Source organism: Peristeroidobacter soli (genome assembly GCF_004138485.1).
Classification (GTDB): Bacteria; Pseudomonadota; Gammaproteobacteria; order Steroidobacterales; family Steroidobacteraceae; genus Steroidobacter; species Steroidobacter soli.
This window is the reverse complement of sequence record NZ_RYEV01000008.1, coordinates 1-18665: the sequence shown is the minus strand read 5'-3', so window position 1 is coordinate 18665 and position 18665 is coordinate 1. Positions and strand designations below refer to the sequence as shown.

Annotated in this window: 12 protein-coding genes; 4 read left to right on the top strand and 8 right to left on the bottom strand. The window is 63.4% G+C overall.

Features of this window, described 5'->3' with window-relative positions; translation table 11 throughout:
* Nucleotides 1–28: 28 nt before the first annotated feature.
* Nucleotides 29–1969: a CocE/NonD family hydrolase gene (locus EKO19_RS31325; protein ID WP_217705736.1), complete on the bottom strand. Its 1941-nt coding sequence runs from the start codon at nt 1967–1969 to the stop codon at nt 29–31.
* A gap of 133 nt (nt 1970–2102) precedes the next feature.
* Here EKO19_RS31325 and EKO19_RS31320 point away from each other — a divergent pair, with 133 nt between their 5' ends.
* On the top strand, nt 2103–2468 hold the full coding sequence (locus EKO19_RS31320; protein ID WP_129781366.1) for a hypothetical protein: 366 nt from the start codon (nt 2103–2105) through the stop codon (nt 2466–2468).
* 38 nt (nt 2469–2506) lie between these two features.
* Here EKO19_RS31320 and EKO19_RS31315 read toward each other — a convergent pair whose 3' ends face one another.
* From EKO19_RS31315 to EKO19_RS31295, 5 genes are all read right to left on the bottom strand, one after another.
* Nucleotides 2507–3628: an aminotransferase class I/II-fold pyridoxal phosphate-dependent enzyme gene (locus tag EKO19_RS31315; RefSeq protein ID WP_129781665.1), complete on the bottom strand. Its 1122-nt coding sequence runs from the start codon at nt 3626–3628 to the stop codon at nt 2507–2509.
* A gap of 44 nt (nt 3629–3672) precedes the next feature.
* Complete coding sequence (locus EKO19_RS31310) at nt 3673–4485, bottom strand: hypothetical protein (protein WP_129781365.1); 813 nt, start codon at nt 4483–4485, stop codon at nt 3673–3675.
* A gap of 8 nt (nt 4486–4493) precedes the next feature.
* Nucleotides 4494–6143, bottom strand: a complete 1650-nt coding sequence (locus EKO19_RS31305; protein WP_129781364.1) for an IPT/TIG domain-containing protein — start codon at nt 6141–6143, stop codon at nt 4494–4496.
* A 138-nt stretch (nt 6144–6281) separates the two neighbouring features.
* Complete coding sequence (locus tag EKO19_RS31300; RefSeq protein ID WP_129781363.1) at nt 6282–7955, bottom strand: MFS transporter; 1674 nt, start codon at nt 7953–7955, stop codon at nt 6282–6284.
* Between the two features lie 19 nt (nt 7956–7974).
* Nucleotides 7975–9327 (bottom strand): DcaP family trimeric outer membrane transporter, encoded by a 1353-nt coding sequence (locus EKO19_RS31295; RefSeq protein WP_129781362.1) that lies wholly within the window; start codon nt 9325–9327, stop codon nt 7975–7977.
* Between the two features lie 211 nt (nt 9328–9538).
* Between EKO19_RS31295 and EKO19_RS31290 the strand changes: the two genes are divergently transcribed.
* Complete coding sequence (locus EKO19_RS31290; protein WP_129781361.1) at nt 9539–10189, top strand: LuxR C-terminal-related transcriptional regulator; 651 nt, start codon at nt 9539–9541, stop codon at nt 10187–10189.
* Here EKO19_RS31290 and EKO19_RS31285 read toward each other — a convergent pair.
* On the bottom strand, nt 10131–13634 hold the full coding sequence (locus tag EKO19_RS31285) for a PAS domain-containing hybrid sensor histidine kinase/response regulator (RefSeq protein ID WP_129781360.1): 3504 nt from the start codon (nt 13632–13634) through the stop codon (nt 10131–10133). The genes EKO19_RS31290 and EKO19_RS31285 overlap by 59 nt on opposite strands.
* Before the next feature lie 17 nt (nt 13635–13651).
* Here EKO19_RS31285 and EKO19_RS31280 point away from each other — a divergent pair, with 17 nt between their 5' ends.
* On the top strand, nt 13652–14179 hold the full coding sequence (locus EKO19_RS31280) for a hypothetical protein (protein ID WP_129781359.1): 528 nt from the start codon (nt 13652–13654) through the stop codon (nt 14177–14179).
* Here the strand turns inward: EKO19_RS31280 and EKO19_RS31275 are convergent.
* Nucleotides 14169–15905, bottom strand: coding sequence for a sensor domain-containing diguanylate cyclase (locus EKO19_RS31275; RefSeq protein ID WP_175597255.1), 1737 nt, complete (start codon nt 15903–15905; stop codon nt 14169–14171). The genes EKO19_RS31280 and EKO19_RS31275 overlap by 11 nt on opposite strands.
* Before the next feature lie 196 nt (nt 15906–16101).
* On the opposite strand from EKO19_RS31275, the gene EKO19_RS31270 reads away from it, so the two are divergent.
* Entirely contained in the window at nt 16102–18369 is a 2268-nt protein-coding gene (locus EKO19_RS31270; protein WP_217705735.1) for a di-heme-cytochrome C peroxidase, read from the top strand.
* The last annotated feature ends 296 nt before the right edge of the window (nt 18370–18665 follow it).

The following is an 18665-nucleotide window of genomic DNA, read 5'->3' as shown; positions in this document are numbered from 1 at the left end:
TGATGCACGCTCAGCCAAGACTCACGCGCTAGCGCGTCGCCACCACCGGCAAATCGATCTGACTCGTCTTGCCCGGCGCGCGCCAGATGCGATGCGTCGCTTTCACGTAGCTCTTCGGTTCGGCGAACATGATGTTCGGTACGAAGCTTTGAGGATTGCGGTCGTACAACGGGAACCAGCTCGACTGGATCTGCACCATGATGCGGTGACCGGGCCGGAACGTGTGACTCACCTGCGGCAACGGAATCTCATAATGCAGCGCTTCGTTCGCCGTCAGCGGCTGCGGGTCGGCGGGGTTGACGCGATAGCGGCCGCGAAAAATATCGGCCGACAACATTTGTTGATAGCCCCCCATGCCCGGCTTCGACGGCACTTCATCCGGCCACACGTCGATGATCTTCACGACCCAATCCGCATCCGTGCCGCTGGTGGAAGCAAACAAACGCGCGATCGGCTGACCGGCCACGCGCATCGGGGCAGTCAACGGTTCGGTTTCATACACGAGCACGTCGGTGCGCGAGCCCGCATGACGCTGGTCATCGACCAACCATTCACCCCAACCTGAGTCGGCGGCACCCGCCGGCAGATTCGGACGCGGACGATACGGCACGGGCTTCGCCGGATCGGAAATGTACTCGTCGTAAGTTCCCGTGGCCGGCGCCTCGAAGTCGAGACGACCACCCGACAACAGATACAGCGAGCGCGACTTTTCCACACATGCGACAGCGCAAGAACGCGGCCAATGATCGTACTGACGCCACTCGTCGGCGCCCGTTTCATACACCAGCACGCGCGGCGTCTTCGGCATCGATGCGTCTTTCAGATAATGATCGAGGAACGGCTGCATCACCTTGTTGCGAAACCAACCGGCCGTGTCGCCATTGAACTCGAGCGCGCCCAATGCGCGACCCTCACGACGACCCTGACCGTGATTCCACGGCCCCATCACCAGGTGAATCAACTGACCCGTCGGATCTTTCGGTGCGAGCGCCTTGTAGAGCGCCGGACTGCCGTAAATGTCCTCCTGATCGAACAGGCCGCCGACGATCATCATCGGCACTTTGAGCACCGGCTGCTGAGCCAGCAGCTTGTCGACCGCTTGCTCCTGCCACCACGAGTCGTAGCTCGGATGTTCGGAGATCGCACGCCAGAAGCCGAGCTGTTCCAGACCGCGCGACTTCGCGACCGCGCCCGCCGAGCCCGCGCGCAGGTAGGTGTCGTAGAGATCGTATTCGCCCGACCACCATTTGAAGGCACCGCTGCGGGTGGACTGCTGGCCATAGATGAATTCGAGTGCAGCGCCCTGGCGGAACGCACCGTTATGGAACCAGTCGTCGCCCATCCAGCCGTCGATCATCGGCGCGAACGGCACGGCGACCTTCAATGCCGGATGCGGATTCACCGTCGACATCACGGTGGTGTAACCCTCGTACGAGCCGCCGATGGTGCCGACCCGGCCGTTGCTCTCCGGCACGTTCTTTACCAGCCAGTCGATGGTGTCGTACGCGTCGGTCGCGTGATCGACCTTGGTGGGATTCACCGGGCCCGACAGCGGACGCGTCATCACATAGTCGCCATCGGAGCCGAATTTCCCGCGCACGTCCTGATAGACGACGATGTAGCCGGCCTCGACCGTCGTGTCATTCATCTGCGGCACGGCCGCCAGCAGGCGCGGGCTGTTGAAACGCATGATTCGTCCGCCCGCGTTATAGGGCGTGCGAGTCATGATGATGGGTGCCTTGGCGTCCTTGGTGGCGCGCTTGGGAATCAGGATGAAGGTCTTGAGCTTCACGCCGTCGCGCATCGGGATCATGACTTCGCGCCGGGTGTAGTCGAAGCTCTCGAGGTTGGGCTCGAACTTCTCCGGCGTCTCGCTCGGCAAGGTCTTGACCAGTTGCGACGCGCCGGCCGACACGCCGAGGCTCAAAGCGAGCACGCACGCGAGTCCACGGATGATTCGTTGGGACACCTTTTTCTCCCTATGCACGGAAACGATGCAGCGTGCGAGCTTAGAGGTTCGTGTCATACACGCAAGTGACCGTGGATCTGAATAGCGACACTCGCTATGATCGTCAAACGTCTCCCCCGTACGCCTAGCCCGGATGCCGCAACTAGAATTACCGCGCGCGCTCGAGGATTACTTTGCGTTCGCTGAAACCGAGCCGACTCGCAACGGCCGTCGGTTCTCGATCACGTTGCCGTATCTGGATGGCGAGCGGATGGACCGGCTGCAGTGGTGGTATCACGTCTCCCCGGCGCAGGAGCAGATGTACGAGGGCACGGGGCTGGTGTTCCATCGCAACCTCGCGATCGAACGCTTCCGCCGGCACATCGAGCGCTGGCTGGAAATCACCGCCCAACGCTTTCACGGCGACGAGCCCATTCCACGCCTGGGCCTGCGACAGGAACAGATCAAACAAGCGCCGCCCGTCGAGCTCGCCCCCGTCGATAAAGTCGCGAACGGCTGAGCGCCGGCGATACAGGGAATCCCCGAACGGCCGCTGACTCAGGCCGAGTAGACCTTCAGGAACGCCTGCCGGAACCGCTGCATGTCGGTGTCGTTGCCGATGGTCACGCGAAGCATGGTGGTGAGCGGCGGGAACGGACGGCCCACGGCCACCCCCTCCCGATACATCGCGTTGCTGAAGCCGCGCACGTCGCGCTTCACGTCGATCATCAGAAAGTTGGCCTGCGAGGGCAGGTAACGGACTTTGTTTTGATCCAGCCACTGGCACAGCTCGCCGCGAATCCGTGCATTGTTCTTGCGGCGCTCGGGGATGAGCGTGGATTTTTCCTGCAAGGCCGCCATCGCGGCCCGCACGCCCAGGTAGGGAATGACGTTGTCCATGAAGGGATTCATGGCCGAGATCAGATCCGGACGGGCGCAGCCGAAGCCGGCGCGCACGCCCGCCATGCCGAAGATCTTTGAGAACGTGCGGGCCACGATCACGCTCTTGTCCTCACGCACGTACTTGATCGCGCTCTCGACCTTGGCCGGATCGGCAAACTCCAGGTAGGCCTCATCGACGAACAGCACCGTGTCCTGCGGCAGGTTGGCCAGCAGCCAGCGCACGTCCTCGACGGGGGTGATCGAGCCGGTGGGGTTGTTCGGGTTGCACAGATAGATCAAGCCGCCGCCCGCCTTCTTCGCCTCCTCCACCAGTTGCTTCACCGGGTAGGACCACTGCGGCGTCAAAGGAATCTCGACCACGGCTTTGCCCATCGCGCGCGCCAGCTGCACGATGATGTCGTAGGTCGGCAAGGCGGTGACCATCGGCTTCGTGTCGCTGGTGAATGCGCAGATCGCCGAAGCAATCACCTCGCTCGACCCCACACCGAACAGCACCTGCTGCGGGGAGATCTGCTCGCTCGCCGCGATGGCCTGCGACAGCGCGCCGAACTCGTCGAAGTGATATCGCCAGGTGTGAGGTGCGCTCTGCACCATGGCATCGATGGCCGAGCGCGGCGGCCCGGCGGAATTCTCGTTGGCGTCCAGCCAGACCCGGGAGGACGGCCTGGCTGCGGCGTCGGCAGCCTCAGCGGTCGCGGCGAGCAACGTCTCGCCGAAGTAAACGCCGGCGGCGCCCGCCACACCCAGTTGCCGCATGAAGGAACGACGCGTCACCATATTCCTTCCTCCCCTGCCATCCTGGCCGCTTGCACGATCCGGGATCAGCGATAGAAGCGATCCCGCCGTTTCAGCTCGACCTTGGGCCCGAAGTGATACACCACGTTGAAGTTGATGGTGCCGATCTCCTGGTCCCGATCGATCACCGAATAGCCCAGCGCCACGCCGAGCGAGTTGCCCATGAACTCAGGCTGATGCTCGATCTCGATGCCGTAGGTGTCCTGATCGTACAGATCGCCGCCGGACAGCGTGACTTTCAAATTCTCGATCGGATACCAGCTGGCCTTGAAAATATCCGACTCCAGCTTCGAGCCGTCTTCCGGCTCGGTGGAGGTGTGCACGGCGCCGAGCGTGAAGTTCCACAGATACGCTTCGGCAGCGACACGGTAATAGTCGATACCCATGCTGTCGTCGCCGGTGGACACGAACACCGAGTCGTCGCCGCAATCGGAAGTCACATTGCCCTTGCCGTACGACGCGGCAATCCGGCCGAGCGTCGGCTTGCGCGCAAACACACTGACCGCCGCGTCGCTGTTGTTGAACCGGCAGGTCTGGCGGGACGAATTCTGAGACGCCACGTCGAACAGCACGTCGCTGGTTCTTGCCGTGGTTCGCGAATAATTGCCTTCCACGGACGCGCCGAACAGACTGCCGATCGGCAGCGTGGCGATGCCTTTGATACCGAAAGTGCCGTTCGATGTGCTGTCTTTGGTGTCGCTATCGCTCGCGACCAGACCGAGCGACCAGTTGGTCGTTTGCACGGCACGCGGCGCAGGTTCAGCGGCCGCGGCGACGTTAGTCGCCAATTGCAGGGCCGCCAGCAGGGAAGCAGTGAGACAAAGTTTTTGTGAGTTCATGATTGTGCTCACAGAGCCGGCGCCGGCTGCACGACGATGCGCAGGCTGCCACCAACGAACAAAGTGCCGCCATCGGGCGTAATGATCATCTGCAATCCCGTGCCCGGATCGGCCGCGAGCGGCGTGACCGCACCCAGCGCGGTGTAAGCAGCCTCGTCACGATCGACGCTGATGTCATAAACGAGAATGCCACCCGCGGCTGAATCGTAGGCATAAGCGCGATTGCCATCGGGCCTCAGCACGACCGCGGTCGTGGTGTCCGGCAGCGTGCCCAGCAGTGAGAAGTTGCCGTCGTAAACCTTGGTGCCATTCAGCACGACGCGGCTGAAGGAACGATTCACCGCCGGCGCGACGGTGTTCTGACGCAACGTCGGAGTGCCGGTGGACGAGAAGGCGTGGCCCGCCGACGAATACACATAAGTGGCCACGTCGCTCGTCAGGGTGGGATCGCCCTGCACGACCATGGCACCCGCACCGTTGGCGGCCATCACCGGCGTGGCGTTGTTCAACGAAGTGCCGTTCAACCCCACGGTGCCGCCGACCGGGTCGTAGAGATAGCCCTGAGTCGAGCCGCTGGTGGTGAGGCTGGTCGTGATCAGCGCCAGATTGTCATAGCCCACCACGATGTTCTTCAGAGCCGAGTTGGTGACCAGCGAAGGCGCGGCGACGGCGGTGCCCAACGCCAGCGTCACTGGATCCACCGGCACCACCGAGCTGCCGTTGATAGCAAACAACTGCGTACCCGTGGAGGACAAGGCAACATCGAGAAACCCATTGGCCGCCTGGGTCGGCGCACCCCAAGCTCCGTTGGCGTACTGATAACGAACGATCGGATTGCTCGGCGCCGTATCGGTCACCGACAGCAACGCCTGTCTCTCGGCGTCATAAACCAGCCGGCGCACGCCGGTGGTCGACGCCGGATGATCGAGCGTCGTGGCCGCGAATGCGACCGGATCGACCACTAGCAACGCGACGTTCGAGGGAATCTCGCCGGCATGATTGGCCGCCTCGAGGTGCACGGTATAGCTGCCGGCGGCCAGCGCCGGATACGTGGCGCTCAACTCGGTGCCGGCGGTGTTGATGGTGACGGCCGTAGCCGCCGTGTCGCCGAACCTCACATTCAAGCTGCTGAAGGCCCGGAAGCCCGCGCCGCGAATGATGACGGCGTCGCTCGCACCCGAGGTAGTCACGTAGGGCGTGACGCTCGAGACGATCGGCGAGATCTGGTAATTGACCATCACCGTCGCCGAGCTGCCCGCCGCCATGCGGCTGCAGGTCGTGTCGGCGCAGGTGTAACCCGTCACCGCCACCGCGCCTTGGAACAGGCCCGGGCCGATGCTCGAGGGCGTCGACGGCGTGATGGTGATGGTGGCGCTCCGGCCGCTTTGAACCGAAGAGGTGGAAGCGATCGCGTCGCCGCTGTGGACCACCGACAGCTGCACGACGTCCTTGCCGAAAGTCGCCGTAAAGGTCTGCGCGGCAGGCGCTGCGGCACTCGGGCTCGTAGCGCTGAAAGCAATCGCATTGGTGGAGATTTGGACCGGGGCGGCATCGTCGCCCCCACCGCCGCCGCCACAACCGGCCAGCAATCCGAACAACAACAAGCCTGCTACGCGGCGGGCACCGGGTAGATAGTGCACTTTTTCTTCCTGCGACATGCGAAGGGGCGATTGTCGCAGGATACTGGCCCTGACGCACGCTCGGGCCACGCAGGACACTGTAATTGAGCATCCTTCGCAGCCCGCCGACGCCGGAGGGTCAGCGACCCTCCATTCAGGAACGCGCGCGCGGTCGTCTCACAAGCTCTGATCCTTGGTCTCCCTCAGGAACAGCGTGCCGATAATGGCCGTCATGACCGCCACCACGATGGGGTACCACAGGCCGTTATAGATGTTGCCGGTGGCGGCCACGATGGCGAACGAGGTGACCGGCAGGAAGCCGCCGAACCAGCCATTGCCGATGTGATAAGGCAGGGACATGGAGGTGTAGCGGATACGGGTCGGGAACAGCTCCACCAGCCACGCCGCGATCGGCCCGTAGACCATGGTCACCAGGATGACCAGGTACGTGCACAGCGCGATCACCATCGGGTAATTCACTTCGTCCATGTTGGCCTTGGCCGGGTAGCCCGCCTTGCTCAGCGCGCCCTTCAGCTGCCCGGTGAAGCTGTCGTTGGCGGTCTTGAATTCAGGCTTGGCCAGCGTGCTGCCCGGGAACGAGTCGATCATCACGGCGCCATCGCCAGTGCCGATGCGCACGCGCGCCACCGATCCGGCCGGCGCCGCTTCATTTGTATACGGCACGCCGGTCTTCGCCAGCACCGACTTCGCCACGTCGCACGACTGCGTGAACGCCTTCTTGCCAACCGGATCGAACTGGAACGAGCAATCCGCGGGATCGGCGACTACCGTCACCGGCGCGCTCGCGACCGCGCGTTCCAGCGCCGGGTTGGCGAAATGCGTGAGCCCCTTGAACACGGGGAAATAAGTCAGGGCGGCGAGGATGCAGCCGGCCATGATGATGCTCTTGCGACCGATGCGATCCGACAGTCCGCCGAAGACCACGAAGAATGGCGTGCCGATCAACAGCGCCGCGGCGATGATCAGATTCGCGGCCTTGGCATCGACCTGCAGGATCTTTTCCAGGAAGAACAGCGCGTAGAACTGTCCGCCGTACCACACCACCGCCTGGCCGGCGGTCGCGCCGAACAGCGCCAGCAACACGATCTTCAGATTCTTCCAGTTGCCGAACGCTTCGGTGAGCGGCGCGGTCGACAGCTTGCCTTCGTTCTTGATCTCGAGGAACGCCGGCGACTCCTGCAACTGCAGGCGGATGTACACCGAAATGCCGAGCAGCACGATCGAGATCAGGAACGGAATGCGCCAGCCCCACACCTCGAACTGATCGCCGAGCGTGACGCGACAGATCAGGATCACCAGCAGCGAAAGAAACAAACCCATGGTCGCCGTGGTCTGAATCCAGCTCGTGTACAGACCGCGCCTGCCGTCGGGCGCATGCTCGGCGACATACGTGGCCGCGCCACCGTACTCGCCGCCAAGCGCGAGGCCTTGTAACAAACGCAGCAGGATCAGAATGACCGGGGCCGCGACGCCGATGGCCGCGTAACTCGGCAACATGCCGACGATGGCGGTCGACGCGCCCATGATCACGATGGTGATCAGGAAGGTGTGCTTGCGACCGATCAGGTCGCCGAGCCGGCCGAACACCAGCGCGCCGAACGGCCGCACGAAAAAGCCCGCCGCGAATGCCAGCAACGCGAAAATGAAACCGGTGGTCTCATTCACGCCCGAAAAGAACTGTTTGGAAATGATGGCCGACAGCGAGCCATATAAATAGAAGTCGTACCATTCGAACACCGTGCCGAGCGAGGACGCGAAGATCACGCGCCGATGCGACTTGTCGATGCCGCCCGCGGTGGGATGCGACAGCGTCTGAGGTGTGGTGGCCATGGTTATCCCCTGTCGAACATTAGAATGAGTATTTGGCGACCGCTTGCACGCGCCGCATCGAGCCGCTCGCGCCGCTTTCGATCTCCCGCTCGGCGATGCGCAGCTCGATGCCGAGATCGAGCTTGGCCAGCGGCGAATAAAACGTATTGAAAGCCCAGGACCAGCTCGACTTGTTGGCACTGCCGCCCGTCAAGAGCACGTCATTGTCGTAATCCGACGCCGACAGCATCAAGGTGCTGCGCACCCGGTCATTCCACACATGCCGATAGGCGGCAAACGCCGCCCAACCCGAAATCGCTTCCAACTCGCCGTTGGCGGTCAGCACCGCATCGTTGGCGAAATTGACGCCCACATAACGTCCGAGCCCGTCACCGCCCGTGATCGCAAAGCGCAGATCGTCCTTGCCGAAGTTGATCTTGCCCGCCAGCGACAACGCCGCGCCCTGCGTCGAGTCGTTCACTGCCGTCGCACCGGTCGTTTCATATTTCAACTGACGCAACAGCCCCGCCGCGCGCAGGAAGCCATGACTGCCGAGCTTCCAAGTGTAGGCCGCCGTGAAATCGGGAATATTGTTGTCATCCGAAGCGATGCGCGTGCCGCCGCCGAACGGCGTGATGGTCGTCTCGGGATTTTCCGCCGAGAACGACCAGTTGCCGAGCGTGTATCGAACCATCGGCTCGCGCACGAACACGGTGCCGTCGGTGGGACCGATGAAGTCCGCGGTCTCCGGCAGCGTGGTCGCGTCCATGAAATTCGTCCACGTCTGACCGACCAGCCAATGACCATATTGAATGTATGCGTGCCGGACCTGCACGCCGTAGGTGTTGGTGGCGCGCTCGTCGCCGAGCGAGGAGCCGTACAAGTCCACTTCCAGTCGGGTCGACAACAGCTGGCCACCGGCCACATCCGTGTCGGTACCGAAGATGAAGCGCGACTGTTTGACATGAGAATCGAAGTCCACGCCTTCACTGGCACCGCCGACTGGAATGGTCGAGGGCACATAGAAATCCCGACCGATGGTGCCGTCGGCGATTTCGCCATCCTCATAGTCCGACCACAGGCCGTCGAGCTTGATGAAGCCGCTGTACAGGAAGCGCGTGCCTGACGTGGCGTTCGGAGTGATGGGCTTGGTCTGAATACCAGGCACATCGGCCGGCGAGGCGGCTTTTGCGACAGTGGCTGGCGGCGCGGGCGCCCCCGACATCTTTTGAGTTAGCTCGCGCAGTTGTCGCTCCAGTTCTTCGACCCGCGCTTCCAGTTTGCGCTGCTGTTCATCTGGCGCGGTATCCGCGGCCAATGCCGTCAGCGGCCCGCCGACCATGCCGGTGCTGGCAATAGCCGCCACGATCAGAACCTTCCGTAGCTTGATCATTGTCCATCCCCCGATGACAAGTCGGCGCGAGCATGCGCGCACGGCTCGTGGACCGGCCATTCATCTTTGGTCGAAGCCGGCGGCGGCGCCATTCGACCAAAGTCGAATAGTGAGCGGCGCGTCCTGGCTGCAGGCTTGGCACGTCGGGAATCATCAGTCTTGCGCAATGGAGTTGCCGCAAGTGACACAAGCATGGAGTATTGCGCGCGCAATGAAGCGCGCCGTTCTGATCGCCGACGACCACCCCCTGTTTCGTGACGCCTTGAAGCTCGCGGTGGCCCAGGCCGTTCCCGGCGCTCAAATCGTCGAGGCCGACACCGTGCACTCCCTGTTCGCGGCGCTCGATGCCCATCCCGATCCCGAGCTATTGCTGCTGGACCTGAACATGCCGGGCGCGCAAGGCTTCAACGCGCTGGTCCAGGCCCGGGCGAATTTTCCGACCGTGCCCATCGTGGTGATCTCAGCCCGCGAGGACCGACGCATCATGCAGCGTGCCCTGGGACATGGCGCCGCCGCGTTCGTGCCCAAGTCGGCTTCCATCGACGTCATCGTCACCGCATTACGCACGGTGCTCGGTGGCGACACCTGGCTGCCCGCGTCAGCGATGACAGGTAGCGATCCAACGCCGCTGGATCAGCAAGAGATCGACGCAACCGCCTTGCTCGCCACGCTCACGCCGCAGCAGTTTCGGGTGCTGTCGATGCTGTCATCAGGTCTGCTGAACAAGCAGATCGCGGTGGAATTGGATGTGTCCGAAGCGACGGTGAAGGCACACGTGAGCGCGGTAATGCAGAAGCTCGGCGTCAGCAATCGGACGCAAGCCGTGCTGCTGGCACAGCGACTCTCGCTGGATCAGCAGTAAGCGCGACGATCAGCGCCCGCAAAGCCGCGGGGCGCAGCGGTTTACGCAAAACCTGGAATCCCAGCGCACTCGCGCGTTGAGCCAGAGCAGCTGTGCCATCGGCAGTGACCAACGCACCGGTGCGCATTCGCGCGGCTTCTCTCGGGACCAGCTCATCCAGCACGTCCAGGCCCATCGGCTCGCCGCCGAGGTGATAGTCGGCGAGCACCAGATCCATCGGCTGTGTCTTCAAGATCTCTCGCGCCTGCTCGGCCGTGGCGACACAGAGCACTTCGATGCCCCAGCGCGTCAGCAACTCACGCATGGCGTCGAGAATGTTGGGATCGTCCTCGACACACAAAACGCGCAGGCCGCGCAATCCTGCGCCGCTCGGGATGGGTGCGGACGCCGTCACTGGCTCGCGAGTGATGCCCCTGCCACGCGCCACGCGGACGCTGAATGCGCTGCCTTTGCCTGGAATCGAGCGCAAGATGAGTCGGGTCTGCAGAATGTGAACGATACGATCGCAGATGGACAAGCCCAGGCCGAGACCGCGCTCTCCCCAAGGCGACTGCTGGTCGAGCCGTCGGAACTCTTCGAAGATCACACTCTGACTTTCAGCGGCGATGCCCGGGCCCGTATCCATCACTTGAAACTCGACTTGCCCATCTGCCCGGCGACGAACGCCGACGACGACCCGCCCGCTGCGTGTGTAACGCAAAGCGTTGCTGATCAAGTTCTGTAACACCCGACGCAGCATCCGCTGATCGGTGAACACCTGCACGCGGGTCGAATGCACTCGCAATTCGAGATTCCGCTGCGCGGCTACCGGTGCGAATTGTTCTCTCAGCGAGTCCAACAACGTACCGGCGGAGAAATCACACAGCTCCGGCTGAATCGCGCCCGAGTCCAGCCGCGAGATATCGAGCAGACCGTCGAGCAACTCTTCGGCTGCGTGCAGCGAGTTCTCCACTCGATCGGCCAACTGCACGACCTGCGGGTGCGCCAACTGATTCGCCTGACCGCGCAGGGCCGCGTTGAACAGGCGCGCGGCATTCAACGGTTGTAACAAGTCATGGCTGGCCGCCGCCAGGAAACGCGTCTTGCCCAGGTTGGCCTTCTCCGCCACCGCCGTCGCTTCGGCCAATTGCTGGGTTCGTTCGACGACGCGTTGTTCCAATGTTTCGTTGATTTCGCGCAGCTCGTCTTCGACGTGTTTGTAAGTCGTCACGTCGTTGAAGGTGCTGACGTAACCGCCGTCAGGCAGCGGCTGCCCACGCACTTCGATCACACGACCGTCGCCGCGCCGTCGTTCGGACAGATGGGGTGAGCCCGCGCGCATGTGAGCCAGCCGCTTCTCGACATGCGTCTCAGCATCGCCCGGCCCGTACCAGCCACGCGCGGCGTTGTATCTCATCAGATCGGCAATGGGCCGACCGGCCCGCATCAGCTCCGGCGGATAGTCGAGCAACTCGACGTAGCGACGATTCCAAGCCACCAGGCGCATTTCCGCGTCGACGACGCTGATCCCCTGCGGCATGTTCTCCATCATGGCTTCGAGCATTTCGCGGTTGAAGCGCAGCTTCTGCGACGCCTCGTCGAACAGCGTGACGACTTCGCTGAATTGCAGGCCGGCGCCTCGAAGTGCGCTGGTCAACACCATGCGCGCGGACGCTGCGCCGAGCGCACCCGCGAGCTCACGCTCCAGGCCTTGTAACAATCCAACATCGGCGCGCTGAGTCGGCGAGTAGTCGCGCTCGTGTTCCTGTTTATAACGCTCGAACCAGGAGCGTGCCGCGACCGGTCCGAGCAGCCGCTCGGCGAGCATTTGCAGGTCGGCAATCGTCGCCGAACCTGGCAACAACTTCGCTCGACGCGCATCGGCGCCCGCGATACGCGGCGCAAGCTGCAATCGCTCGCCGATGGCCGGCGGCGAGTACAACGACACCCCCACCAGCGTCGCAATGTTCACGAGCAGCGACCAGAACACGCCGTGAGTGAGCGCGTCGGGTCCGGCGAATCCCAATAAGGAATGAGGCGCGAGCACGCCGATGCCGAACGGCCCGGCCGTGATCCACGAGGGCATCATGCCGTCCGCACCTGCGAAGGTCGGCAACAACAGCGTGTAGACCCAAATCAAAAATCCTCCGCACAGCCCGGCAAGCACTCCGGCTCGACTCGCGCCCGACCAATACACGGCACTGACGACGGCGGGCGCGAACTGCGCGACGGCTGCGAATGCCAGCAAGCCGATGGACGCGAGACTCGAACCATTCGGCACCACCCGGAAAAACGCGAAAGCGACCAGCAGGATGACCAGAATGGCGGCGCGCCGGATCCAAAGAATGCCGCCCGACGCCAGGCTGCGATCGCCCAGCGACGGCGGCCGCCAGCGCCAGATCACTGGCAGCACCAGATCGTTGCTGACCATTGTGGCCAGCGCGACGGTCGCGACGATGACCATGCCGGTCGCCGCCGAGAAGCCGCCGAGATACGCGAGCAACGCCAGCCAATCGTGTCCGGCACTGAGCGGCAGCCACAGCAAGAACGAATCCGGCGCGACCGAACCCCCGGCCGCGATGGCCGCCGCGGCGATGGGCACGACCACCACGCTGATCAGCACCAGGTACATCGAGAACCACCAGCGCGCGTGTCGAACGTCCTCGACATCGGCGCACTCCACCACGCCGATCTGAAACTGCCGGGGCAAACAAAAAATGGCCGTCAGCGACAACAGCGTCTGGGTGATGAAGGAAATGGAATGGTCCACGCCTGCCGGCATCTGTCGCACCGTTTCGATCAACGGCGCGACGCCATCGAGCTGCGTGAGCGCGAACACCGCGACACACAGCAATGCCACCAACTTCACCAACGACTCCGCGGCCACCGCCAGCACCATGCCGGGGTGATGCTCGGTCGCATCGACCTGTCGCGCGCCGAACAGACTCGAAAACAAGGCCAGCATCAACGCGACCAGCAACGCGCTATCTCGATACCAGGCCACGCTCTGCGCCGGCGCGCCGGCCGACAGCACCTCGATGCTCATCGAGATGGCCTTCAATTGCAGGGCGATGTAGGGGATCGCGGCCGTCAGCGCGATCAGCGTGACCGCAACCGCGATCTGCGGTGAACGGCCGAAACGGGCGGCGAGCAGGTCGGAGATGGAGGTGGCGTTCTGCTGCTTGGCCATGCGCACCAGCCGCTCGAAGAACGGCAGCAGGAACAGGAACACCAGCATGGGCCCGATATAGATGGGCAGATACCCCAGACCGTCGCGCACGGCGCTGCCGACCGCGCCATAGAAGGTCCAGCTCGAACAGTAAACCGCCAGCGCCAGGCTGTAGATCAGCGGCCGCAGCCGCGCGTTATCGGGATAGAAACGACGGCGGTCGCCCCACCACGCAATGAAGAACAGGCCACATACGTAGGCCAGTGAAGCGACCAGGAGCCCCCATCCCGAGATCATGGCCGCATAATACGCAAGTGATCACCTATAACGTATTCCTGGATCGCGCCCGCCTGCCGGCCGCCGCCGACTGGGCTCGTGCGATTCACGAAGCCGGCTTCAAGGTGGAGCTGAACCCGGACTTCGAGCCGGCCGCGTACAGCGGTTATCTGCCCTGCCCCGACGACCGGACGGGCTTCGAGTACTACCTGGAGTCGTTCACCGAGCCGACCTTCGAAATCGGCGACGCCGGTGCGAAGGCCATTGGCCCACGCAACACGGTCGCGAGTCTGCGCTTCAGCGGTCGCTCATCAGATCGGGACGCCGCGACCGCGGCCGCCGCCACCTTGACTGCCATGACCGACGGTGTGTTGTTCGATACCGAGCCGGGGCATTTCATCGCCGCCGACGCGGCATTGGCCTGGGCACGCAACGAGCGTTACCAGCCCATCGCGACCTATCACCGCCGCGCGCTGCGCCGTAAAGCCCGCCTGACGCCGCCGATCATTCTGCGGCTGTTGATCATTCTGTTCCTGGTGTTCGCGATCTACTGGCTCAGGAGGTAGCGGCCCGTTGCACCGGCGGCTCCTGCGCTTCTGGCGCGCGATCATGGAACGCCACCACGCAATTGCGCCCTTCCTGCTTCGCCCGGTACAGCGCCGAGTCGGCCGCCTCGAACAGCTTCTCGGCGTTCTCGAAGTCGCCGCGCGACAGGCATGCATAGCCGACGCTGATGGTGATCGCCAGATCGCCGTGCAATGTTTCTTCCACCGTCCGACGCAACCGTTCGCTCATCACCGAGGCGGTGCTGCAATCGATGCCGGGCAGAATCACGGTGAACTCTTCGCCGCCATAACGACAGGCCACGAACGGCTTGCGGCCGAACTTACGCAACGCATTCGCGACCGCTTTGATGGCCTGATCGCCGCGAGCGTGGCCGTGACGGTCGTTGTAGCCCTTGAAGTGATCGACATCGAGCACCAGCAACGACAGCGGCTTCTGCTCCTCGCGCGCCAGCGCGAATTCCTGTGGAAGCTTGTCGTCGAACAGACGGCGATTGCCGAGCAGCGTGAGCGGATCGGTCCGGCTCTGGTGCTGCAGCTCGTTCATGCGCGTGCTCAAGGTCATCGACAGCAGGATCATTTCCAGCAGCGAGCCGATCTGCCAGCCGTTCTGAGTGAAGAACGTGTGCGGCAACACGCCGAACGTCTTCAACAGGAAGACCACCGAACCGCACAGGAATGAGCTCCATGCAATGACGTAGAAGCGCGCCGGCCGCGAGCCCAGCAGCATGGCCGCCGTGCCCATGACCAGCATGAAGATCACCCCGATCAGCACCAGCCCAGCGACCGGCGCAATGATGGCCGAATAGGGGACGAACGGCGCCGCCAGCAACAACGCAGCCGCGACTGCCTGGAGCCCGCGCGCCGCCAGATCCAGACGTGGCGTGACTTCCTTCGCGCGCAGAATCATCCGCGAGAACTGCAACCCCGCGAACAACGCGATGTTGATGAAGGCGACCAGACTCGTGTTGCCCCAACGCGGGCTCTCCGGCCACAGGTACTGATACGCGAGCCCGTTGTGGATGAGCATGTACAAGCCGAACGTGCCCACGTAAGCGAAGTAGGCCAGGAAAGCCCGGTCGCGCACGGCGATGAACACCAAACTGCTCCACACCAGCAGCATGATCACGCAACCGTAGTAGATACCGTAAGCCAGCTGCTCACGACTGAGCGATTCCAAGAGCTCGGGTGAACTGAACAACGACAGGCTGATGTCGATCGGGCCCTGCGACTGATAGCGCAGGTACACCACGCGCTCGCCTTGCGCGGGTACATGGATCGGAAACACGAAGTCGCGATGGGCGATGTCGCGGGCCGCGAAAGGCCGGCGGTCGCCGGTCTCGTGGCTGCGCCATTGCTCAGGTCCCAGCTGCTCGTAGACGTCCAGGTAATCGATCAACGGGTAGGTCTGGCGCAGGAAGATCTCGCGCTCGCGCGGGCCGGAGTTGCGAAATGTGACGCGCGCCCACCAGACCGAACTGGTGAAGCCGATGTTGGCCGCCTTCAGACTGCCCGGCGCAAAGCTCGAATGGACCACCCGGTCGAGCGACAGCTTGCCCTGCGGGTCTTCGAGCAGGTCGACATGGCGACTGAACTCCTCGAGGTAGATGCGTTCGGCCGCGGGCAGCTCGAACACGGTCGAGCCGGCATCGGCGGCATGCGCGCTTACGCTCAGCAGCAGCGCCAGCAACAGGCGCCCAGCGAAAACGGCAACTCGAAGCGGCGACATCGGCACTATCTCCTCCCTATCCGGTGTGCCCCGACAAACCGGCGCGAAGTATGCGACACCGCGATCAAAGCCGCGACCTCGCCGGCCATGAAATATTGGAATTGTGATGTCGTCTGCGGGCATGGTGCGGGCCTGTCGGTAACTTTCGCGCGGGCTGATGTGAAACGAATTTCAAGAACACAACAGGGAGCGAACGATGCGACGGCTGTTTCGATGGGTGCTCGCGCTGCTGCTGATCGGCGGCGTGGCGGCGGTGGCGGGGTTCCTTTGGTTCGTGCTGTGGCCGGTCCACACCATCCCCGCGCTGGAGCCTGTTGACGAGTACGTGTGGCTGGATCAGCACTGGGGCGAAGGCCAGAACACCGAGCAGCGCCAGACCTACTACTACACGGCGCAGGGCACTTCGATGCCGCAGGGCGCCTCCACCGGCGCGATGCGTTACGACTGGTTCGTGCATCTGGAGCTGCCGTTCTCGAGCGAGCGCTTCGCCAACCCCGATCACATGCGCAAGTACCGGTTCCTGGTCGACCCGGCGCCGAGCGAGGCCAATCCGGACCAGCTGCCCATCGGCTTCACCAAGCACTTCGATCCCTCGATCGGCGAGTACGTGCTCGACGTCACGTGCGCCGCCTGCCACACCGGCGAGATCCACTACACCAAGGACGATCGCACCATCGCGATGCGCATCGACGGCGGTCAGGCCATGCACGCCTTCACCGACATGTCTCGCGGCAGCTTCGCCCCGGTATTGCTTGCGTCACTGGTCGATACCGTCGTGAAGCCGTGGAAGTTCGATCGTTTCGCGCAGCGGGTGCTCGGCCCGGGCTATCCGAAAGCCAAGCCGGAATTGAAGTCGGCGCTGTGGGACACGATCAAAGCCATGCTCGGCAGCGGCCAGAACAATCCGCTGCGCAAACTGTATCCGGTGCACGAGGGCTTCGGCCGCACCGATGCGCTGGGCCGCATCGGCAACACGGCGTTCGGCGATCACCTGGCGCCCGGCAATTACCAGGTCGGCGACGCGCCGGTCAGCTATCCCTATCTGTGGAACATCTGGAAGTTCGACTGGGTGCAGTACAACGGCTCGGTCGCGCAGCCGCTGGCAAGAAATATTGGCGAAGCGCTGGGCGTCGGCGCCATCTCGCCGCTGCGAAGTGCGATGAATGAGCCGCTGCCGGCCGATCATCGATTCCGCAGCAGTGTCAACATCGCCGGCCTGCAACGTATCGAACACACTCTGCAACAGCTCGCACCGCCGACGTGGCCGGAGCACATCCTTGGTGCGATCGACACCGCCAAGGCCGAGCAAGGCTCCAGGCTGTTCGAACAATACTGCCGCGGCTGCCACGGCCCGCACGTATCCGATGCCGCTCGTCAGCAGGCGAGCGCGCCGCTCAAGCCGTTCCCCGAAGTGGAATGGCGCATCGAAGTGATTCCGCTGGAACACATCGGCACCGATCCGAACGCGGCCAAGGGTTTCATGGAGCGCCGTTACAATCTTTCGACGACGGGCCTGACGAACGCTCAACTCGCCGACGCGCTTCGGCCGTTGCTGGTTCGTTCCCTGGCTCGCGACGCTCGCTTCCGTCTGCGCGAGGTCGTTCGCTTGCGCGGCGAGCAACAATTGCCGCTGGGTGATCTGCCGGCGTTGCTCGAAAGCTATCCCGACCCCGACGCGAATGCCACGCCGAGCCTGCCGCATGAAAGCTTCGAGGCCATCGACGCGGCGTTGGAAACATTGCTGTCGCCGATGCCGGTGGTATCGACCACTCAACCGGACGACGGACTCGACTGCGGACTCGATTGCCACACGCTCAATCTGCTTTGGGACGTGCGCAACGGCTCGGGCAATATCGAGCAGACGGTCGGCGGTCTGGATGTCAGCAAGCTGAGCGAAGGGCTGGCTTTGAATCTGGTCGGTATTCTGATCAAGAACCGCTTCTATGCGGATTACGGCATCGACTACGCGACTCAGCAATGTCTGGAAGGCTTCGGCGCGTTGGACCTGCCGCAACAGATCTCAGGCTACAAGCCGCGACCGCTGCAGGGCGTGTGGGCCACGCCGCCGTTCCTGCACAACGGTTCGGTGCCATCGCTGTATCAAATGCTGTTGCCGCCGTCGAAGAGAGATCAGAAGTTCTTTGTCGGTCGTCGTGACTTCGATCCGGTGCACGTCGGTTATATGACCGAGCCGGATGCGGAGGGCGACGGTGACGGTTTCTGGCTGGACACGAGCATTCCGGGCAATCGGAACATCGGCCACGGCTTCGCCGCGGACGCGGCGACCTGGAGCAAACATTTGCAGGATCCGAAGGCGAACCCACTACCGAGTGGCGTCATTGGCCCGGAATTCACGGATGAGCAACGGTTCGCGCTGGTCGAGTATTTGAAGATTCATCGCGACCCGCCGACACCGGAGGGATTCAAACCGCCGCAATGTCAGTTGTTTGGAAGATCGCTTTAACGGAGCGTCAGTAACAACGATCGAGCTCAACTCAAACGCCAACCCCGGAGCGGCCGCGCCCAAACGCGGCCGCAACGCCGGTTCTACAACGAGCCAACGCGAAGGCACGCACCAAGGGTTGCAGGGTCGGAGCAGAGTCACGCGCGAATGCGCAGTGACATCGCGGCGTCGGCGGGAGTGACCTACCTCGTCCCGGCAGCTTTGCGGCACAGGGACGGGGCCGCAACAGCAGGGCTCACCATGGACGTGCGCCAAGGAGCGCACTGCGCGACGGGCGGCGCCCGGTGCCGGGACGA